Origin of the sequence: Paenibacillus motobuensis, from assembly GCF_039521865.1 — a bacterium.
GTDB lineage: Bacteria > Bacillota > Bacilli > Paenibacillales > Paenibacillaceae > Fontibacillus > Fontibacillus motobuensis.
On sequence record NZ_BAAACX010000018.1, the window covers coordinates 368,283 to 388,492 of the forward strand.

The following is a 20,210-nucleotide window of genomic DNA, read 5'->3' on the forward strand; positions in this document are numbered from 1 at the left end:
AATTTAGGAAATTAATATTTTATATTCTCTATATAAATGTGCAGTAATCCATTTATAGAAGGGGAGAGGAACTGTTGAGGAAGAAATGGATGATTAGTACCATGGTGGCAGCGCTGATGCTGACAGCCGGAACTGGTGTATATGCAGGTGCAAAACTGCAGGAGGTCAAAGCCTACCTGAACAGCAGCATTCAACTCAAGTACAATGGAACATTTGTACAGCCACGGGATGAAAAGGGGAATGCAGTTCTCCCGCTTACCTATAACGGAACGACATATCTTCCTGTCCGTGCAGTCGCTGATATTGTGGGAGTCGCAGTATCCTATAACCCGGAGACATATACGGTCGAATTGGGTGAGAAGGCGGAGGGCGTAGCGATCGCCAAAGGCTTTGAGAACATGTATTATACGAAGGACCCGAAAGAGACGACCTACCAAGGTAAGGACTACAAGGAAGCTTATTTCGATAATGCTAGCGGCAAACGCAGCAGTAGCTTTATGCTATTCCCGAAGGGGAAATATCAGAAGCTGGTTCTGCAAGTGGCAGCCGTTGGAGAAGATATCGATAACTTTTTCATTGAAGACAGTGAAAACAATGTGAAGCTGAAGACTGAGAAAGTTGCAGTGAGCGACGGTCTTAAGACCATCGAGGTAGATATCGCAGGCGTTAATGAGTTGTTTATTTATGCCGATGTACTCAATAATGGAGCTATGTTTGTTCCATTAACAACGTCGTATTATAAATAAGCTTTTTATTTTGATAGACCAGTCCGACACGTGATCCGTTCAGGCTGGTTTTTCTTATTTAAGGAGAGTTAGTATATAAAGCAATGGACCCTGAAGCATGATATAGAAATAAACATCATAGAGGAGAGATATACGCATGAATGAGACCATCAAGTTGTTAATGGCGCATCGCTCGATCCGCAAATATGCGGACAAGCCGGTGTCCCGCGAGGTTGTCGAGCAGATCATTGCTGCGGCACAAATGGCTTCGTCCTCCAGCAATGTACAAGGTTACAGTGTAGTAGCTGTCACGGATCCAGAGCGCAAGCAGAAGCTGTCGCAGCTCAGCGGCAATCAAGCTTACATTGTGGAATGCCCTGTCTTTCTGGTATGGTGTGCGGATTTGTCCCGACTGAAAAATGCTGCCCAGCATCATTTACCGGATTCAAAATCATATGAAGGAGCGACAGAGAATTTCATTGTGGCTACAGTCGATGCTGCTCTGGCGGCGCAAAATGCAGCCATCGCTGCCGAATCGCTCGGTCTTGGCATCGTCTATATCGGGGGAATCCGCAATCACAGCCAGCATGTGACTGAACTGCTCCATTTGCCAAAGCTGGCCTATCCGGTATTCGGCATGTGCCTGGGCTACCCGGAGCAGAGTCCGGGTCTGCGCCCGAGACTGCCTCAGTCGGCGGTACTGCACTGGGAGGAATATGACAGTGCTGAGAGTGAGAAGCAGATTGCTAAGTATGATGAGATTATGAGTGAGTATTTGCGCGATCGTACTGGAGGGGCCAAGGCTACACCGTGGTCCAGACTTATGGCGGAGAAGCTAACGACACCGTCGCGTCTTCATATGAAGGAGTTTCTAGGGCAGCGTGGATTTAAGCTGGATTGAGCAGAAGAGGAGAAGGGCAGAAGAGGAACGAGCAAGCGCCCATAGAAAATGAACAGAATAGGCTGTTCCGGCTATTGGCAATATAGAAGAGAAGTCGAAATACCGACTTCTCTTTATAATTACATTTTAAAACCTTCAAAATATTTAATGATTTGCGCATGATCATATTTCTGGATGGATTTCCAGAGATAGTACAGAAGGGACTAACTCTGGATTAAATAATCGTAATAACTGGTAACCGATACCTGAGTAACCAAGAAAGAATCCGGGTGTTTTCAATCCGCGGGGAATTCCAGTTCGGAATGATCCTGCTTTTTTCTTCTCACTAATCACTTGATTGGCTAGAGAATAAGCCTTCTCAATATGTTCCGGGCGTCCGAGCTTTCTTCCAAACTGAAGAAGCAGCTCACTATTCCCCATATCTCCATGGCAGAGACAATGACTTGCACCGATTCCACCTTTCAGTGTGGTATCGGTGGCAGCTTCAATTTCAGCAAGCAATGCAGGTTTATCCATATCCGGCATATCATACATAAGAACTCTTCCCAAGCCAATTCCGGCAGAACCGTGACACCAATATTTAGCATGGTAGGCTTCGGGTCCATCTTTACGCAGATCGGCCCAGTTTCCCTGCTTGTTCGAGTACAAGGAGCGCTCAAAGGCTAAAGCTTTCTCTGCATGCTCATGGAATTCCACTCTTCCGGATTCTTCCCATAACGATTGCAGAGCCAAGGCAATACCGGCAGTTCCATGTGCAAAGCCCCCTAAGGGTTTTCGTGTCTGAAGAAGCGACGGCCAAGCCACGCCGCCTTTAGTCTGAATGGACTGAGACATAAGGTGTTTTCCATAATCTATGGCGACAGCCAGTGCCTGCTCAATCTTGAATTTCTTATAGACCTGAAGCAGTACGAGAATAACTCCAGCTGCGCCACCGAGCAGGTCATAGCAATGATCATTTTCAACGATGGTACCTAGATGATCGACAAGATGAGTCTGGATATCTTTCCACGAAGGATCGGCAGCCTCGATTCCGATGAACTGGGATAACACATAAAGAACGGAGGCCTGACCATAAAAGGCGGAGCTGAAATTGGCATGATAGGGAAGCGAAGCCAGGGAGGTTTGCATGGCAAGGCGAGCAGTTTCCGTATAGGCCTGTTCTCCTGTAATTTTTCCGAGATATGCCAAAAAAAGCGCAGGACCTGCAGTACCGTCATATAATCCCCCTTTCATCGCGGATACGTTCCATTGTCCCCGATAGTTCATTCCTACACCGATCCATGTGGCGTCCGAGCGGCTTTTGCTGAAGATGGCCTGCTCCAGCAGATAGTCTCCGATCTCAGTCGCTTGCTTGATATACTCGTCTGCCGAGTTCTCCGCTTGAGTACTAGAGGAAGCCGTCTCAGCTTCATTAATGAAGCAAGTAGAATTATCGGAAGAACAGCATGCAGAATTCGGGGTGTTCCACTCCGCCGAACCGAGGATGGAGGAAATGATCCAGCCAGTCTGGCGTTCTTCTTCTGCCTCATCCAATGCGGTAAGTCTCTGTATGGCCAGATCATAGCTAGTCTCCGGGAAGAAGTCCGGAATGATCTTGCCCCGACTATCGAACAAATCTCGGGAAGTAGGGGTCGTTATAAAATAAGGAATATCCCCTAGGAGCAGATCCTCCCGTTCGGAAGTAATCGCTCGTTCATCCAAAACCGTATACCAGAGACGATCGAGCAGCTTCTCCCGTTCAATCGCATCTTTAGTGTAATTGGGATGGTTGGCTTCCATCAGAAAATTGGCGTAGAACTGGGTCGGTCTGAGAATGATCCGGATGGGATCATTCTTGAAAGGGACCAACGGACCTTTGGATTCATCCAAAAGCTGTGCAAGATTCTGGCGCAGAATAGAACAAACCTTCCGGAATCCGAGTACAATGTCGTCCACATAGTTGCTGGCATTAGTGTCCTGTCCGTTTAACATAGGTCTGTTGCTGGAAGGGCTGGAACACCTTGTTTTACGTACGAACCGCATTTCATCTGTATCCTCGTTCTCTACTTGTAATACTGGGAATGGCAGCGGTTGTTCACTTGCTCCTCCCATACCGCTCATTTCGATGCCGAAGCCTTCCTCGTTCTGATAAAGCAGGAGCGGTAATAATCCGGTGCCGATTACGGAATCAACAACTTTTTTCTTGGCCTCTACATCGGCAGTATCCGGGAAATTCAGTGCGGGTGCATTATGAAATAAGGTCTCCAAATCAATAGGGACCGGATGTTCACCTTTAGCAATTACATTTTCCATATGAAAATCCGTACCGCGCAAACTGTATAAAATAGCGAGTAATCCCCCTAGGCGCTGATAAAAGAGCGCGACCTCAGAAACTGTGCTGCAGCTTTCTGGATTCACATATTCCTCCCAGCCATAAGTGCCTTTATCCAGTACATGAAGCGGTTTAAAGGCAGGGGAAAACCCCTTGTTGTTCAGCCACGACAGAAGCTTGCTGAAATGAAGGGAGGCCCCGAGAGGCTTTGGTTTATACATTAATACATTACCGGAATCCAGGTGCATACGCATAACGGAACGTCCTTGTTGGTGTGCGTCACCCATACCGGCCGAAAAGGTTTGTAGCCTGTGTATGCCTTGCGGGAGTGCTAAGGTGGTTATGATTTCATCATAGTCGTTTGAGAAGCGTGTTACTGCTTCCAGTACGGCCTCAACGATAAAACGAGTTCGAATCATCAGGATCCGAGCAAGCATAGGGTATTCGCTAAAAATGAATTCCAATCCATCGATGTCACATAATTTTTGTTTTACGAAGCTTTGAAATCTCTCTTCCGGGGTGTCTCCCTCCAATTCCTCCAATTTCTTCGCTACATGCAGTTCTAGGACCAGCGTTCGAGCACCGCACTGCAGCAGGCAGTCGGCCAGTTCATTGAGTAGTTTTTCCCGTACTGCCTCGGTATCCACGAATTGTTCGACCTTTTGGTTCATTGCGATGGCCTGGTCCCATCTCTGTGCAGCCCAGAGCAAAAAGGGACGAAAGGCAGAGAGGAGCTTCAGGTTGGCAGGTTCCTGCGGGGGAATAGCGCGATTCAATCGCAAAGCTTCTTGTAATTCAGGTAAGCCCACCCAATTGTAATAACGGTTTTCAGGTAGGTCTGCCGGAAGCTGCTGCGAGTCCATTACGGCTGAAATTACTTCGCCGAATCTTTCCTCTGTCCACAGTTCCGCGGCCAGCCTGCTGCGGAACTGTTTGTCATCCAAGAGAAGTGCGTCCTTTCTCCAACGTTCGATTTCGTTAGACTTCATTTCCATAGCTTCGTCATGAGGCTTGAAATGAAGGCCAAGCAGGGCTTCCCGTTCCTTGAGAAAAAGGGACGGGGCGTTTCGTTCGTTCAGTTCACCTTTGGCGGTTTTATCTATTAATGATGGCATCATAATCCCTCCCGAAATTCTTAATGCCTTAATGTTAGCACTGCCGCTTTGAGGTCGGTACTTCGCAAAATAGCGCTTTTTACGAGAGTAAAAGAAGGGACTGCTACAGTTGATTTTCAATTTGCGACAATATGTTCCGCTCGAGACGGTAGGTTCCGAACGGCCTGAACCAGCGGTCAAGCAGGATTCGAGCTTGGGATAAGTGCTCCATAGCTTCCTCTTTGTTACCCTGTACAGACAACAGAGCTGCCCAAGCTTTGTGATAGCTGTAGGGCTCGTTGTTTGGCAAAGATTTTACAAGCGCCTCGGCTTCCTCGCAGGACCGTGTGTCTTGCGGAGGATACAGCAGGAGATGACCGGCGTATAAGCTATCTATCATAATTCGGGACACTGAAATGGCAGGATAAGGATGTTTAGTTAAACAGACAGGTCGAATATATTTTAACGCTTCCTCAGGTTGCCCTTTGTCGGCATAGTGAAGGTATAGATACATTCGCAGCTCAATCTCCTCAGCAAGCTGCTCCGGCGTACGTTCCGGCAAACCCTTCAGCAACTGGGCGGCTGCGTTAATGATTTCTGAGTTCCATTCGGCGGGTTGCCGTTCAGATAGATAGTCCTTCTGGAGTATAACCCCGGCCATCAATAAATGGGCTCTTGCCGACCTCTTGTGCAGAAGCAAAAATAGCTTTCCGTCAGAATGACTAGACCCGTTCGATAAGGGGAAGATCGTGGCTGCTCCGAGAGTAAGGCTGATCCATAATAATAGTTCCTTGAATAGTGGCCAGAAAGGGGGGAGGATCAGAATAAGCAGTGCGGTGATTAAACTTGCCGCAGGTCCGCCAAGAGCCATCCAGGACCACCTTCGGGCCATTGCATTCAGATCTGCAGAGCAGGCCGTAAAACGCATCGTTCCACCAAAGCGCAACCAGCTGTTGTTTGGTCGCAAGCGGATAGAGCCTCCCGTAAAGACGATCATAATCGGACCGACAACCATCTCTTCGGGCTTCAGCCCTGCTAAGGTACCTATCAGCAAATGTCCTGACTCGTGAGCGAGAACCGCAAATAGAAAGGCTGAGAAAATGAGGGCTGCAAGGGTAATTGCTTTTCCGGATGCTGGGAACAAAAGGACCGTGAGAACACCAATCAGGATTAATATGAGAAAGAACGGCAGTGGTCTCAGAAGCCTCTTTATATTCATGGAAACACCTGCTTTCTTGATTATTTGCGGTAGGTTGGGATATCTCAATAATATATTCTTTTAATTAGGGATACAAACCCATAAGACCCTATATATTCAAATTCTATTAATGTTGGGAACACAAAGTGTACAGCCGCATTTCGGCTGTACAAATTAAGGAATATGTGTTTATAAATGGTATTTTCAACATTAACAGCTTTTGATCGTCAATACGATGGTTACCCCTACTGCAATGCCTCCGCCTACCGCTGCGCAAGTTGCGGAAGATGCGGCAACCGTTGCGGCAACCGCACAGATCGGAGTTGTCTCAGGTTGTACGTCAGCTCCGCCGTATACGCGGGATAATTCAGAATGGCTGAGCTCTACTAGAGCCTCACCGGAAGGATGAACCTGATTAAAAGCGGATAATACGTCTTCTCTTTTCATTTGAAATACCTCCAATTTTTTTAGTTTGAATTTTGAACAATTAGACTAGCATTTGACGACAGACAGAATGACACCGATACCGACACCTACAAAAAAACCGCACAATGGTGTTGTCTCAGGCTGAACATCGGCACCGCCATGGACGCGCTTCAATTCCTCGTTGCTTAGTTCTATTAGTGCCTTGCCTGCAGGGTTCTCCATATCCAAGGAGAGTAGAGCAGCTTGACGATTCATAGGTTAACCTCCTCTCTTTGTTTTGCTTTGCTCCTTACGTCTCTAATCTTAATTTCGATTAAGCCGGTTGTGTACTACGCAAAATTGCAGTATTTTCCATATGCTTTTTGCGCTGCTTCACAATGTTGCCCCGCCAATAATTTGTGGTAATCCGAAGCTGGATTTTCGGTGCAAGCTGGACCAGTTGATACTAATATGGAACTTGAAAAATGAATTGTGGAAGGAGAGCTGATTACTATGCATTTAAGCGAAAAGGAAAAGGAAGTGGCTATTCTGATTGCCCAGGGGATGAAGGATGTCGAGATCGCACAGAAGCTGTACATCAGCCGTAGGAGAGTTGGTGAGATTGTTTTTAGAATCAAAGATAAATGGGGGATATTTTCACGGGTCGAAATAGGGATCATGGCTTACCATTTTGGATGGATATTCCCTCCAGAGTCGGCTTTAGAGGTTGAGATGGCGGGGATGAACAGGAGACTTACTCATGTATAGAAAAGTACCGTTCATTGAACAAATGGAGGATTCCGAATGCGGGATAGCGTGTATCGCCATGGTGCTGGGCTATTATGGAACTTTTGTCTCCCTTCATGAGATCCGTGAACGGTACGGGATCAGTAGGGGAGGAAGTTCGCTCTTGCAATTAATCAATATCAGTTCGGGCTACAATTTGATAAGCAAAGCTTTCAAGACTGATTTTGAGCAACTTCTGAATTTACCGCTACCGGCGATTGCCCATTGGGAGGAGAAGCATTTCATTGTTATTGAACGCATAGGCAAACGAAGCGTGACAATTGTCGACCCGTCTTTTGGACGCAAAAAAATCAGCAGGGAAGAGGCACAGGGACTGTACAGCGGATTCGTTCTTTGCCTTGCCCCTGGCGAATCACTGGAGCCGAGAAAGACAAAAAGCAAGTGGAGTTTTTTTCTCACAATCGCGTTGAAGCAACCCAAATGGCTTTTGTATATTCTTGGCGTCTCTCTCGCTCTACAGAGCTTCGGCTTAATCGCTCCGAAGCTTACAGCCTACACTACGGACCATCTACTACTTAACTCCTCACAAGATAAAGCATCCATCATCGCTGTGGCATTACTCTCGTTGTTCATATTCTTTGAATTGTTCTCCATGCTAAGAGGTTGGCTACTAGCCAAATTGCAGTCGGCCATGGACTTGCTGATGATGGAGACGTTTATAGGCAAGCTGTTCCGGCTACCGTATTCCTTCTTTGAATCGCGAACAGGCGGCGAACTGCTCTTCCGTACCAATGCCAATGTGTATATCAGGCAGATTCTCTCTAACCGCATGGTAAGCATCATAATTGATTTCATTTTACTAATCTCCTATGCAGTCCTAATGTTCACAAGCTCGGTTTCGCTGGGAAGCATGGTAATTGGGGTGGGGATTGGGATATTCAGCATTTTGATTGTTACGACGATGGTGACACAGCAGTTTGCCAGCCGCGAAATTACCGAACAGAGCAAGACGCAGAGCTTCTTGGCGGAATGCATCTACGGTATAACGGACATTAAGCTACTGGGTGCTGAGAACCATTTGTTTGGCACCTGGGGCCGTTTGTTCCGCAATCAACTCCGTACAACACAGAAGCGTAATATTTGGATTTCGCTATTGGATTCTTTTTCTACTGGAATTCAATTCATTTTGCCGCTGCTGTTGCTGTGGGCAGGGAGTGGTGCAGTTATTCAAGGAGACATGACCCTGGGGGGACTGCTTGGATTCAATGCGCTGGCCGCCGCATTTATGATACCTATTGTTTCACTCGGGTCTGCTTATACCCAGCTATTGTCGGTAGGATCATACTTGCAAAGGATGCAGGATGTCGTCGAAGCAAAGCCGGAGCAGGAAGGGGGAGAAGCAGTGACGAGCTTGCAAGGGAGAATTGAGATGAACAACGTCTCCTACCGATATTCGCCCTTCTCCTCTGATGTTCTATGTAATGTGAATCTTGAAATTGAACCCGGTGAGAAGGTTGCCATTGTTGGTCCTTCCGGTTCCGGAAAAAGTACACTTATCAAGCTGTTGTTAGGACTGTATCGCTGTACCGAAGGAGAAATACGTTATGATGGTCGGCTAATAGATGAATTGGAGCTTTCTTCATTACGGCGATGTATCGGTTCTGTTCTCCAGGACACGAGGCTCTTTCAAAGAACAGTCGAGGAGAACGTTCGTATGCTGGACGAACATATTCCTTTGGAACGAGTTGTAGAGGCCTCCATGATGGCCAATATACATGACGAAATTATGAAGCTACCTCTTGGCTATGCTTCGGTGGTTTCCGAGAACGGCACAAGCTTGTCTGGAGGACAAAGACAGCGCCTGCTTCTGGCGCGCGCGCTCGTCAACCGTCCGCAGGTTTTATTGTTGGATGAGGCGACCAGTGCGCTCGACAATCTAACTCAGGCGGAGATCGATAGGGCGTTGTCGGTTATGAAATGTACGCGGCTTGTTGTTGCCCATAGACTAAGTACTGTCATCAATGCCGACCGGATTATTGTAATGAGCGAGGGGAGGATCGTCGAGACGGGAACACATCAGCAGCTTTTAGCGAAAAAAGGGCTATATTATCAACTTTATATGAGTGAGGAGGAAAAAGAACATGAACTCGCAATTTAAGTCGGAAGTGGGAAATAAGAAAGGGAACCGCAGACGGAAGATTATGTTTGTAATGGCGGTTGTTCTGCTTCTGGTAACGTCTCCAGGCAATAGTGGCGTACTCGCAGCGGTAATGGAGGAGACGAATGGTGCAAAGGCCGAGCAGAAATACGGAAATATTATTTCTCCGATGTCGGTCACAGATATCACGTACCACTCTCTGCAATCTCTGGGATGGGACGAGGGTATTACATCGGGAGATCCGCAGAGCCGGCTAATTATGTTTAAAGAAGGCAGATTGCCTGCATATCCGGAGGAATTGCTGCAGCAGTGGCCGGAGATTGAGATTACTCTGCTACCTGAAGTAAGCATGCTGAAATTGACTGGTTATTCGCTGGACCGCCTCCTGGATGCGGAAGCAGCGCTGACCGCGGCCTTTGCCTCTGATATTGAAGAGGTGGGAGAGGACCCTAAGATTATGATCAGTGATCATGCTGCGGACCCTTTGCAGGATGCCGGGATAGCTAGCAAAAAAACCTTTAATATCCTGAACTTGAACAGCTATATAGAGAAAACTGTAACGCAGTTTCCAAGTGCCCGCCGTCAAGAGGTAGCCGACAGCGTAGCGGGCTCATCGCCGCTTACTACAGGTGCTCTCTTATATCAAAGCTGGGGGTGGGATATTAAGGAGGTAACCGGAGACGGGCAAAGCCTATCCATGCAATCCGGAAATCATAATGTGGTCGTTGCGGTCATAGATAGCGGGATTGATGCCTCGCATCCAGATTTAAGCGGTAATATCGTTAACGAAGGGAGATCATTTGTACCTGGTGTCAACGATACCATAGATCGTCTCGGGCATGGAACGATGATTGCGGGCACGATCGCTGCCAATGGTCAGCTCTTGGGGGTTGGACCTAACCTGGGAATTTCGGCATATAAAGTGTTTGACGAGGGAGAAGCTGACAGCTCCTGGGTCATTGAGGCCATTATTCAAGCCGTACGTGATAAAGTGGATGTCATTAATTTGAGTCTAGGCACTTATAAATCATTGATTAAACGTGAGGATCAAGCCATCTTAATCGCTTATGAACGGGCTCTGGCTTATGCTTATCTGCATGGGGTTGTCGTCGTGGCTTCGTCCGGTACGGATGGCCTGGATATTAGCAACCCGTTGCAATTGGCTGAAAACTTGGGCTGGGGAAAGAATTTGGCCGTCCATGCTCCGGGTAGTCTCCCTGGTGTCATCACCGTATCGGCGACAAATCGGGAGCATGAACGAGCTTTTTATTCGAACTATGGCTTACGTAATATGATAGCCGCGCCAGCCGGTGATTATGGTAGCACATGGTTCACCAAGGGAGAGTTGAATCTATTAAGTATGTGTCTCACCACTTATCCTACTAACCTGCCTCAGTCGTATCTTAGCCAGCTTGTCGGATTGCCTGCAGGCTACGAATTTATGATCGGCACGAGTCTTGCCGCTCCCAAAGTTTCAGCAGCAGCAGCCCTGCTCATTGCGGAGGGACGGGAAAAAGGCAGACAAATGAGTCCGGAGGATGTCAAGCAGATCTTGTTCCGCAGTGCCACAGACTATGGAGCGACAGGTCCGGATACGGACTTCGGAGTGGGTGTGGTCAATGTATACGAGGCTCTAAAAAAATACATGAGAAAATAGGGGGAGGTTGAAGAGATGTATTTCGGAGTATTTGATGAGGAAAATGTAAGATGCTTAATTCTTGAGAAAGGTGGCCAATCCATATGAGTCAGGTCACGATTCTGTACGAGAAGGAGGCTGTTAATCCGGCGGATCCGCTCGAAGGCTTGCTTGCAGGACTAGGCGTTGAAGTGAGCACAGTAAGTGAGTTCGCGGATGTTAGCATAGATTCCGAGCTGGTTGTCGTGCTGCAGGCTGAAAAATGGGGGGAAGCGTTCAATACCTACGCACTGGAGCAGGGGATCACTTGGCTGCCTGTACAATTCTCTCATTCCACAGGCAGAATTGGCCCGATTATCGTTCCCGGTTATTCAGCTTGTTATGAATGCGCGCAGCGGCGCGGCAGCTCGAACGGCCTCGCTCCTCTGGAGGCGAAGGACATCATGTTCGATCTGTCTTGGTCTGTACTAAGCGGTGTAATCGCCATCGAGACGGCAAAATGGATCTCGCGCCATACGAGCAGCTTTCCGCCGTTATCGCTCGGTCATATGATTGATTTTGACGTCTTCCACCTGCAGGGGGACGTTAATCCGGTCTACAAGGTGCCGACCTGTCCTTCCTGCGGAGCCAGGAGCCAGGCTCATCTCGCCGCACAGTCTTGGCGCGAGTCGGACCTGGTGCTTGGGCCATGAGCCGTACGTTGATCCGAAGGTCGGGAGGGGCGAGGTATGCAGGCCGCCCTAGGACCGACAATGCCGCGGTTTCGGTTAAGCTTCAAGGCTTGACATCTACCGTGCCAGATCATTTGCGGAAGGCGATTAGTCCGCATGGGGGCATGGTCAGGGGATTAATGAATTTAAGTTCGGACCCTGGAGACCCCAGACTATATTTGAGTTTGGCCGCTCCGGCCAACCCGAAATTTCTCGCGGAGGGACAGCATGGTCTGATCGATTTCTTTGCCAGCGGAATGGGGTTGACGCTGGAGGAGGCCAATACGACCGCTGTTGCGAAAGCGATTGAGCGTTATTGTGCCGCTTATGTTATTCCGGAACGTCTGGTACTTGCGACTTGGCAGGAACTTGGCGAGGATGCGCTGCATCCGAATGAACTTCCGTTATTTACGAAAGAGCAGTACGAGCAGTGGCAATTTCCATATAGGCCCTTTACAGAGCAATCCAGGATTCGCTGGGTGCATGGCCGCAGTCTGACAACGGGGCGAACGAAATGGGTGCCGGCCGCGATCGCCTGGGACTCGTATGTCCCGCAGAGCGGGGATGAGGAAGCGATATGCTTCGGCCTCATGACCGGGTCAGCGGCGGGAACCACAAAGGAGCAGGCTATGATTGGAGGTCTGCTGGAGATCATCGAGCGGGATGCCTTCATGATTATGTGGTACAATTCGCTCTCGCTGCCGAGACTGGATACCCGCCATTTGCCCGTTATGGATCATTTCAAGGAGCTGCTCGATCCGAATAAATTCGAGTTAACGATGATCGATACAACGAGCGACATCGGTATCCCTTCCGCATTTGGTCTGCTGATGACCCGCGACGGCAAAGTATCGGTCGGAGGATCAGCCCAGCTATCGATGGAGGAAGCTGTATACAAGACGCTGCTGGAGATAAGCCAATTGTTCATCGGCAATAAGTCGCAAATGTACTCGAAATCGATCCCGTCGCTTCTGCCGCATCAGGTTACTGATTATGGATTGAGGCTGCCCTATTATGAACAGCCCTTTGCCCATGAAGAATTAGCGTTCACCACGGCTTCCAGCGAGTTCCGATCGATCCAGCCGGCTCCGCCTATTGCAGCGGGTACGGAAGCGGAGCGCCTTCAATATATCGTTCAGCAATTTGCGAATCGGAGACTTGAAGTGCTGTGTGTCGACTTAACCACGGACGATGTCCGTCAACTAGGGTTGCATGTCGTCAAGATGATCGTTCCGGGTACGGTCCAGCTACCGCGCAGCGAGAAGGAGCGGATTATTACCAGTGAACGGATCTATAAGACGCCGGTGGAGCTTGCACTCCGAACAGAGCCGATCCAGCCGCAAAATTTGAACCGCAGCCCGCATCCGTTTCCATAAAGATCACTAGCGTTCACTCATCAAATCATAAGGACGTGATACCCATGCAAATCAAATATATGGATTGGCGATCCGATCAGGATTTTGAGGAGGAGCATTTGGCGATGACTTATCATCTCAACTCCAATCATTATCCGCAGCTGGATGTATTGACCCGGTCGCGCATGAACATGCTGAAAAATCTGTTCATGCAGATGAATCAGGTAGTAACGCCAGCCAAGCGTTATTATGCCGCGGAGCGGTTCAAGGCCGATGAACTCTATCAAGAGGGCCATCCCTATATAGCCGAGCTGATCGCAAGCCTGGAGAAGCTGCAGCGCACCGCCGTTCCGTTCTGGGATTTTGAGAGCCTAAATAATCTGGGCCCAACCGATAAGCTGGACGCTCTCGATTTATATTTTCTGTCCAAGAGCCAGACCGGCGGCAACTACGAGCTCTTCTATTACAGTCCCGTGGAGAAGTTCGTAGAGTATGTCAAGGAAGAGGAGGATCCACGCTGGTGGAGCAAGGCTTATGACAAGAGCCTGGAATTTCACGATGGGGACTTGGCCTTGTTCATCACCGCGAATATGAACCGCAGCATCAGGCTGTTCGGAGAGCGGGGCTACCGCTTATGCATGCTTGAGGGCGGCCGGTTGACGGAGCGCCTCGTGCGCAGCTCGCAAGAGGGCGGAGGATCATCGCTCGTTCCGGTAATGACGTTCTATGATAAGCCAGTGCAGGAACTGCTTGGCGTGGATGGCTATTATGATGTCGTATTGTCGAGTCTTATATTTCGCGGGGAGGAATAGGGATGTACGAATATAAATTTGAGAGAGTTGATTTGCGCGGGATTATCGAGAATAAACCGGTCCAGGACTATCATGAGTTTGTGCATGAGCATGCCAGACAGGGATGGAGACTGCTGCAAATTTTTGCCCCTAGTTTGGAACAGCGGGCCACTTCGAGCTGATCTTCGAACGGGAAGTTCAGTCCAACTAGGGCTTGCGTTATGCAGGAAGAAGGGATACGAATGAGCCGAATATTGCCTATCGTTATATCGCCGGAATCCAATGAACCCTTATATATTCAGATTCGGGAACAGGTTCGGGCCCTGATTGCTAGCGGCGACCTGCCGGATGGCATGATGCTACCCTCACTCCGTGAATTAGCCAGTGAGTTGTGCTGCAGCCTTGTGACCGTACGCCGAGTATATACGGACCTTGAGCGGGAGAAGTTGCTGACGGTCAGAAAAGGAATCGGCACCTTTGTCAAATTTGAAAATGGCTGCTTCGATCACGAATGGAGCTGCTCGCAAGTCAGTCGTGCGCTGGAAGGGGCTGTTCAGATGGCCCGGATGTATCGGATTACTCCCGAAGAGATGACGAATATGCTCCATCAGTTGTTATACTGCGATTAAATATAAAATATATAGTCCATTTTAGGAGGCCACTTGCGGCTTCAGGGCTCGCCATCGGAAATCAATAGAATAGAGCTTGCTTACAAAGTTTATTCGATGAATATTTCATGGGATAGACTTTTTTTTCTTGTAATTTTTTGTTGTTTATTTTCGTAAGGAAGAAGGGGTTAATTCGTAGATATGGAATACATATAAAGAATTGGATATTTTTATAATTCATTTCGTATGGAGGTTATAGTGTGGAACCATTTGCGGAAATACTAGAAATAGAGTTGCGCGAAAGTTTGAGAACCTATTTTAGTGTCCCACAGCTCTATGAACACGCACTCGCATGTCTTGAGGACAAAATGCAAGAATCTTCTATGCTGCTGGGCAGAATGACCGTACTTCATTATAGGATGTTCGCAGGTGGAGACACAAAGGACATTTACCGAGCAGCTGCGGCGATCGAGCTGATGATGCTCAGCCTGGACATCATCGATGATATACAGGATAAGGATAACGGTAAGATGGCATGGAACCAGCTTCCGTCCGAAATCGCCCTGAATATCGGGATCGGTATGCTGACACTTTCAGGGGAGCTTATTCTATCAACCGGATTCCCGGATGAACGGAGATTAGCGGCGGCGCAGCTTCTTAATCAAGGGATCCTCATCGCCGTGAATGGTCAAATGACGGATCTTTACAACGATATCAGTTCGGAAGAAGAGTACATTGAAATGGTATCGCAGAAATCGGCGTCCCTTCTCGTTACCGCTAGTATGATCGGTACTGTACTGGCGACTGGTGAATGGATCGAGGAAGTCAAGTTGTATACGGAACAGCTTGGTATCGCCGCCCAGATTAAAAATGACATTCGCGACTTGCTAAACTGGGATGACAAGAATGACTTTTTGAATCGGAAAAAGACGCTCCCGACGCTGTACTTGCTGCAATCCGTCTCCGAAGAGGAGCACTGGATCATCGATTATTTCGAGGGGCGTCTTGATTTTGCCGATGTCGTAGGACGCAGGCAGGAGGTTGAGCAGATGATAGAATCAACGGGAACGTTGATCTATACCTCCGTCCGAATGAGGACGCATTATTACCGTTATTTGGAGCATATCGAACGTCTTAATCTGGAGCCGCACTGGAAGGAGAAGATGCTCTCTTTTGCCGAATAAAGGCTGACTGCTGCGGGATATCGAGGAGCTTGCGCCCCTATCTAATCAACCGCAAATGGCGGCCGCAAACCCACGCAAGTCCCGCAAAAAGGTTTGCGGGAAATACGGGAGTGGTTGTCGTTTCCAACGTCTGAAATGACCTGTATATTGGGCTTAAGAGGAAAACCTCTTAATCAAATAATCCAATTGGAGGGATTTAAGATGTTGAAGGAACTGATTCAAGCTATGGTAAAAGACTCTGGTGCAATGATGAATATTCAGGCAGGACAGCTTCAATTGGCAGGCATGAGTGCCGTCGAGCAAAGAGCATTAATCGATGTGCTTAAAGACCAAGGAGATATGAGTAAAGAGCCGCTTCGCTTTATTCCATGGTGCTAATAACATCATTCTTATAAAGAATGCAGATTAAGTGAACTAATCTAAAATGTGAGGGAACAACATTGGCACATAAACCAAAAATGTCGATATTAATTGTTCTAATTAGCATTCTTGTAGGATATTTGTCTTTCTCCATATATAAGAATCCTTTTATCGGAGCGCAGGTTGCTGATAATGGGGAAGGACAGTATGTAGTCACAGATTTCTCTTCCAAGAGCAGCTGGGGGAACGGGAGAATATTAGTCGGGGATACGATTCTTGAGGTGAACGGCCAGCCGGCGAAGGATTTCTTCACGATCAAGACATACGGCTTGCTGGAGAGGGCATCATCAATAGTTCTGAACCGGGCAGGTGAGGATGGCACACCAAACTTTATTTTGCTTCATGTATCCAATAATCTGTCGTTGAATGAATTGATGATCCAGCTTATCTCGCCTCTGATCTCCGTACTTCTATTCTCCGGTCTATCCTTCTTCGTATATCAGAGGAAGAAGGGCGATCCGGCGGCCATTCAGTTGATTCTGTTCTTCTTATCTATCGGAATCGCTTATTTAAGTTCGCTCTCTTCTGGAAGAGCTGACCCGGTGGGCAGACTGACCATGACGTTCACCATTCTCATGGTGCCGATCTTCTTCTTGCAATTTATGACGTATTATCTGGATCGCTATCAGGAGAAAATGATTAGTCGCTATTCTCTAGGGTTTTTCTATACCGTAGTTTGTATCGTTCTTGGACTCAATATATGCAAAATTATATTTAATTACGGATCGCCAAGTGTCATATCAACCTTGATACTGATATATTTCATAGGAATTAATATTTACATTGTCTTAAGATTGGCGCAAAAGTTTATTGCTCATCGCCACGGACCGTTGAAGTCTTTATTCAAATTAATTTTGATCGGACATATAACGGGCTTTTTTCCGTTTGTATTTTTGTTTGCTGTTCCTCAGTTGTTTGGCATATCCTTTTTATCGCCGGAAATCGCTGCGGTATTTCTCTTGACTATTCCAATTGTTTATTTGTATATGTTTACGACTAAGCAGTTGTTCGATATTGATTTTCTAATCAATCGGGTTTTCTATTACGCCAGTCTGTCATTTTTGCCTACGCTTGTAATTTGTTTGCTGACGGTTCTCATTATGAATCAGGATAATCAATCCTGGGTCAAATGGAGCCGGTTGTTCCTCGCATGCTATTTATTGATTACGCTGATGCTGTTCCTGAAGGAATATGCCGATCTTAAGCTGCGTCCCAAGCTCAATAAGGATCTGCATAATTTTCAAGGCAGCCTCAATCGGTTTTCTGCTCGAATATCACGCGTTATGAAGCGATCCGATCTGGAACGCGTATTGGAGCAGGAAATCTATAATGTGCTACCGGTCAAGAAAGTCGCATTCCTTGAGATCGATACGGATCATTTTATGGATTTTAAGCTTAATGAATCACTTGCCGATATTCAGGATTCTGTCATTGAAGCGGTTCAGACCTCAGCAGGCCATTTGATGATCGGAAGCGTACTGAATGTGGAGAGGGGCATTTGCGTGATCGCGGGGAAGAAGCAGAATATTCTGCACTTGATGTGGCTGGATGTGAAAGGGAACAGGACCAGATACAATCTGGATGAACTGGCCTGGCTGCGGACATTAGCCAACTACAGTGCAATCGTATATGAGAATTTGTATTTGATCGAGAGCCTGGTCGAGGAACTTGAGGTAGAGTTCCAGAAGCATAGGGGGGCTGACTCCTCTCCATGGCTGCTTCGACTAATATTCAAGCTTGCCGAGAAGGAACGGCGCAAGCTGGCTTCGGATCTCCACGATTCCGCGCTTCAGGATCAATTGATCTGGTATCGTAATCTGGAATCCGCGATGCTGGACCATGATATGTCGTCAGAGCTTCATCAGAAGCTGGTCGATGTCAGAGAAGGCCTACTGGACGTTATCCATCAGATTCGGGAGACATGTAATGAGCTGCGTCCGCCTCTGCTTCAGGAGATGGGAATTGTTGAAGCTCTGCAAGGGTTATTTGAGCAGGCGCAGATCCGCTCCAATTATGTTATCGATTTTCAATCCGACTCATTTATGGCGGATATTAATGATGAGCAGATGCTCACGATATTCCGTATTGTACAGGAGTTGCTCCGTAATGCCGGCAAGCATGCCAAGGCCTCTAATATTATCATAACTCTGGAACAAAAGAGTGATATACGGCTTTTCTATAAGGATAACGGGATCGGGTTGAAGCTGGAGGATCTCAACGATTCTTATCAGCATATGGGTTTATCAGGCATCAAGGAGAGAGTGCACAGTCTTGAGGGAGCGATCGATTTCAGATCAGAACCCGGAGAAGGGCTTGAGGTTCAAATATCATTACCGCTAGAGTCAGCAAGTATGGACAGAGAAAGCGAGGAGGATACAGATGGTTCGAATATTGCTGGTTGATGATCATCCCTCAGTGGGCGAGGGAACGAAAAATATGATTGAGCAGGACCCTGATATGAAGGTCACGGTGCTTATGTCTGCGATGGAAGCGATGGAACTGGTTGAGCAGGAGAGCTTCGATGTGATGCTCTTTGATTTGAACATGCCTGTGATCAGCGGGATTGAGCTAACGAAGCGAATTATGAAGGTCAAGCCGGAGAGCCGCGTTCTGATATATACAGGGTATGAGATCAGCCCCAATTTCAACATTCTCGTGGAATCGGGCATCAGCGGCGTGGTCAGTAAGACCGCGACCAGAGAGCAGCTGCTGAATGCGATCCGTTGTGTTCTGCGCGATGAGGCAGTGATTCCGGTATCGCTGCTGCGTCAATTGCGGCGTAGAGAAATTCGCCTGAACCAGGGGCGGGAAGAGAAGTCGATGGAAGAGGTATCGATCAATGAGCGGGAGCAGGAAATACTCCAGGAGGTCTCGAATGGGAGCAGCAATAAGGAGATTGCCTCCAAGCTGTTGATGAGCCAGCGAACGGTCGAATATAATCTGACACGCATCTTCGAGAAGCTTAATGTGCGTTCACGATCGGAAGCGATTGTGGAGGCCAGACGGCTGGGGTTAATTCACTCCAGTGAGTTCGTATAAAAACGCAAAGAGAGAGCCATCCCATCGGATGGCTCTTCATGATATTAGGCAAGCCCATAGAAGCGGCGGGTGTTATCGTACAGCATCTTTCGGGCCTCCTCCAGCGGTATGCCCCGAATATTCGCCCAGGCCGCTGCCGCGTCATTGACCATCTTGGGATGGGTAGTCTGTCCACTAAAGGGCCCTTCAAAAGGCCACGGGCCGTCCGTCTCCACCATCACCTGGTCAGTCGGATAGACGCGGGCCAGATCGATAATTTCCTCTTCATATAGAATATCAGGAGTGAATGACACGTAATAACCGGATTCAGCCATTCTTGCAATCGTCCTGGCCGATCCTTTGAACCAATGGAAATGCGCCTTCTTGATCTCATATTGCTCCAAAAGATCACAGACTCGGTCGGCATCATCATATACGGCATGTAAGACAACAGGTTTATTATGCTTCTTCGCGAATTGCAGCATGATCACAAGTAGTTGGATGTACGGCTCCAGGTCAAAGGGCTTACCCTGCTCTGTAGCCTCCAGCCGTGAATAGTAAGGTAGGCCGATCTCGCCGACCGCAATCATCTCTGCGGTATGCTCATCCATCCATTGCAGCAGCCACTGCAACTCGTCCTCGGAAGGTACATTCTGCTCCGGATGATAACCGAAGGCCGGGTATAGAAATCCAGGATATGATTCGGCGAGCTTCAGGTTCTCCTGACTGGAGTCCAGATCCTTGGAGACGGCGATCATGGCCTCGATGTTATGCTCGCGCATTTCTTGTATGATAGCTGTCCTCTCGTTCGCTTCATACATCTCAAAATGAATATGGGCATCCATCAAAGGCTGCCGCTCTGGCTTTATTAATGGTGAAAGATCTGAACTCATCAGCGTGTTCCTTCCTTTCCTGAACGTTCATTTTCACCTTTTACTATACAATTATG

19 protein-coding genes are annotated in these 20,210 nt (G+C 47.9%); 14 read left to right on the forward strand and 5 right to left on the reverse strand.

Annotated elements, in window-relative coordinates:
- Window positions 1–74 precede the first annotated feature (74 nt).
- Window positions 75–746 carry a stalk domain-containing protein gene (locus ABD014_RS20945; protein ID WP_343864484.1) on the forward strand — a complete coding sequence of 224 codons (672 nt, stop codon included), beginning with the start codon at window positions 75–77 and terminating at the stop codon, window positions 744–746.
- Between the two features lie 136 nt (window positions 747–882).
- A complete protein-coding gene (gene nfsA, locus ABD014_RS20950) occupies window positions 883–1,626 on the forward strand; it encodes an oxygen-insensitive NADPH nitroreductase (RefSeq protein ID WP_343864487.1) in 744 nt (247 codons plus the stop codon).
- A 162-nt stretch (window positions 1,627–1,788) separates the two neighbouring features.
- On the opposite strand, the gene ABD014_RS20955 is transcribed toward nfsA, so the two are convergent.
- From ABD014_RS20955 to ABD014_RS20970, 4 genes are all read right to left on the reverse strand, one after another.
- Window positions 1,789–5,055, reverse strand: coding sequence for a type 2 lanthipeptide synthetase LanM family protein (locus ABD014_RS20955; RefSeq protein WP_343864489.1), 3,267 nt, complete (start codon window positions 5,053–5,055; stop codon window positions 1,789–1,791).
- Between the two features lie 100 nt (window positions 5,056–5,155).
- A complete protein-coding gene (locus ABD014_RS20960) occupies window positions 5,156–6,250 on the reverse strand; it encodes a site-2 protease family protein (RefSeq protein ID WP_343864491.1) in 1,095 nt (364 codons plus the stop codon).
- A 189-nt stretch (window positions 6,251–6,439) separates the two neighbouring features.
- Entirely contained in the window at window positions 6,440–6,676 is a 237-nt protein-coding gene (locus tag ABD014_RS20965) for a mersacidin family lantibiotic (RefSeq protein ID WP_068779519.1), read from the reverse strand.
- 45 nt (window positions 6,677–6,721) lie between these two features.
- A complete protein-coding gene (locus ABD014_RS20970; RefSeq protein WP_343864494.1) occupies window positions 6,722–6,910 on the reverse strand; it encodes a mersacidin family lantibiotic in 189 nt (62 codons plus the stop codon).
- A 237-nt stretch (window positions 6,911–7,147) separates the two neighbouring features.
- Here ABD014_RS20970 and ABD014_RS20975 point away from each other — a divergent pair, with 237 nt between their 5' ends.
- From ABD014_RS20975 to ABD014_RS21030, 12 genes are all read left to right on the forward strand, one after another.
- Entirely contained in the window at window positions 7,148–7,402 is a 255-nt protein-coding gene (locus ABD014_RS20975) for a response regulator transcription factor (protein WP_379338353.1), read from the forward strand.
- On the forward strand, window positions 7,395–9,539 hold the full coding sequence (locus ABD014_RS20980; RefSeq protein WP_343864497.1) for a peptidase domain-containing ABC transporter: 2,145 nt from the start codon (window positions 7,395–7,397) through the stop codon (window positions 9,537–9,539). The genes ABD014_RS20975 and ABD014_RS20980 overlap by 8 nt, the downstream gene beginning before the upstream one ends.
- A complete protein-coding gene (locus ABD014_RS20985; RefSeq protein WP_343864499.1) occupies window positions 9,523–11,196 on the forward strand; it encodes a S8 family serine peptidase in 1,674 nt (557 codons plus the stop codon). The genes ABD014_RS20980 and ABD014_RS20985 overlap by 17 nt, the downstream gene beginning before the upstream one ends.
- Before the next feature lie 83 nt (window positions 11,197–11,279).
- A complete protein-coding gene (locus ABD014_RS20990; RefSeq protein WP_343864501.1) occupies window positions 11,280–11,867 on the forward strand; it encodes a TOMM precursor leader peptide-binding protein in 588 nt (195 codons plus the stop codon).
- Window positions 11,864–13,261, forward strand: a complete 1,398-nt coding sequence (locus ABD014_RS20995) for a YcaO-like family protein (protein ID WP_343864503.1) — start codon at window positions 11,864–11,866, stop codon at window positions 13,259–13,261. The genes ABD014_RS20990 and ABD014_RS20995 overlap by 4 nt, the downstream gene beginning before the upstream one ends.
- A 44-nt stretch (window positions 13,262–13,305) precedes the next feature.
- Entirely contained in the window at window positions 13,306–14,052 is a 747-nt protein-coding gene (locus tag ABD014_RS21000; RefSeq protein ID WP_343864505.1) for a nitroreductase family protein, read from the forward strand.
- A gap of 2 nt (window positions 14,053–14,054) precedes the next feature.
- Complete coding sequence (locus ABD014_RS21005) at window positions 14,055–14,213, forward strand: DUF4177 domain-containing protein (protein WP_343864507.1); 159 nt, start codon at window positions 14,055–14,057, stop codon at window positions 14,211–14,213.
- 60 nt (window positions 14,214–14,273) lie between these two features.
- A complete protein-coding gene (locus tag ABD014_RS21010; RefSeq protein WP_343864509.1) occupies window positions 14,274–14,660 on the forward strand; it encodes a GntR family transcriptional regulator in 387 nt (128 codons plus the stop codon).
- Between the two features lie 239 nt (window positions 14,661–14,899).
- Window positions 14,900–15,823: a polyprenyl synthetase family protein gene (locus ABD014_RS21015; protein WP_343864511.1), complete on the forward strand. Its 924-nt coding sequence runs from the start codon at window positions 14,900–14,902 to the stop codon at window positions 15,821–15,823.
- A 201-nt stretch (window positions 15,824–16,024) separates the two neighbouring features.
- A complete protein-coding gene (gene comX / locus ABD014_RS21020) occupies window positions 16,025–16,201 on the forward strand; it encodes a competence pheromone ComX (RefSeq protein WP_343864513.1) in 177 nt (58 codons plus the stop codon).
- A gap of 62 nt (window positions 16,202–16,263) precedes the next feature.
- Window positions 16,264–18,645, forward strand: coding sequence for an ATP-binding protein (locus ABD014_RS21025; protein ID WP_343864515.1), 2,382 nt, complete (start codon window positions 16,264–16,266; stop codon window positions 18,643–18,645).
- Entirely contained in the window at window positions 18,623–19,282 is a 660-nt protein-coding gene (locus ABD014_RS21030; protein ID WP_343864517.1) for a response regulator, read from the forward strand. Before ABD014_RS21025 ends, ABD014_RS21030 begins: the two co-directional genes overlap by 23 nt.
- Before the next feature lie 44 nt (window positions 19,283–19,326).
- Here ABD014_RS21030 and ABD014_RS21035 read toward each other — a convergent pair whose 3' ends face one another.
- On the reverse strand, window positions 19,327–20,154 hold the full coding sequence (locus tag ABD014_RS21035) for a TatD family hydrolase (RefSeq protein WP_343864519.1): 828 nt from the start codon (window positions 20,152–20,154) through the stop codon (window positions 19,327–19,329).
- Window positions 20,155–20,210 lie beyond the last annotated feature (56 nt).

What these genes read in the sequence shown, in the direction of transcription:
- nfsA (WP_343864487.1), top strand. Translation starts at nt 883, where the DNA reads ATGAATGAGACCATCAAGTTGTTAATGGCGCATCGCTCGATCCGCAAA.
- ABD014_RS20955 (WP_343864489.1), bottom strand. Translation starts at nt 5,055, where the DNA reads ATGATGCCATCATTAATAGATAAAACCGCCAAAGGTGAACTGAACGAA.
- ABD014_RS20960 (WP_343864491.1), bottom strand. Translation starts at nt 6,250, where the DNA reads ATGAATATAAAGAGGCTTCTGAGACCACTGCCGTTCTTTCTCATATTA.
- ABD014_RS20965 (WP_068779519.1), bottom strand. Translation starts at nt 6,676, where the DNA reads ATGAAAAGAGAAGACGTATTATCCGCTTTTAATCAGGTTCATCCTTCC.
- ABD014_RS20970 (WP_343864494.1), bottom strand. Translation starts at nt 6,910, where the DNA reads ATGAATCGTCAAGCTGCTCTACTCTCCTTGGATATGGAGAACCCTGCA.
- ABD014_RS20975 (WP_379338353.1), top strand. Translation starts at nt 7,148, where the DNA reads ATGCATTTAAGCGAAAAGGAAAAGGAAGTGGCTATTCTGATTGCCCAG.
- ABD014_RS20980 (WP_343864497.1), top strand. Translation starts at nt 7,395, where the DNA reads ATGTATAGAAAAGTACCGTTCATTGAACAAATGGAGGATTCCGAATGC.
- ABD014_RS20985 (WP_343864499.1), top strand. Translation starts at nt 9,523, where the DNA reads ATGAACTCGCAATTTAAGTCGGAAGTGGGAAATAAGAAAGGGAACCGC.
- ABD014_RS20990 (WP_343864501.1), top strand. Translation starts at nt 11,280, where the DNA reads ATGAGTCAGGTCACGATTCTGTACGAGAAGGAGGCTGTTAATCCGGCG.
- ABD014_RS20995 (WP_343864503.1), top strand. Translation starts at nt 11,864, where the DNA reads ATGAGCCGTACGTTGATCCGAAGGTCGGGAGGGGCGAGGTATGCAGGC.
- ABD014_RS21000 (WP_343864505.1), top strand. Translation starts at nt 13,306, where the DNA reads ATGCAAATCAAATATATGGATTGGCGATCCGATCAGGATTTTGAGGAG.
- ABD014_RS21005 (WP_343864507.1), top strand. Translation starts at nt 14,055, where the DNA reads ATGTACGAATATAAATTTGAGAGAGTTGATTTGCGCGGGATTATCGAG.
- ABD014_RS21010 (WP_343864509.1), top strand. Translation starts at nt 14,274, where the DNA reads ATGAGCCGAATATTGCCTATCGTTATATCGCCGGAATCCAATGAACCC.
- comX (WP_343864513.1), top strand. Translation starts at nt 16,025, where the DNA reads ATGTTGAAGGAACTGATTCAAGCTATGGTAAAAGACTCTGGTGCAATG.
- ABD014_RS21030 (WP_343864517.1), top strand. Translation starts at nt 18,623, where the DNA reads ATGGTTCGAATATTGCTGGTTGATGATCATCCCTCAGTGGGCGAGGGA.
- ABD014_RS21035 (WP_343864519.1), bottom strand. Translation starts at nt 20,154, where the DNA reads ATGAGTTCAGATCTTTCACCATTAATAAAGCCAGAGCGGCAGCCTTTG.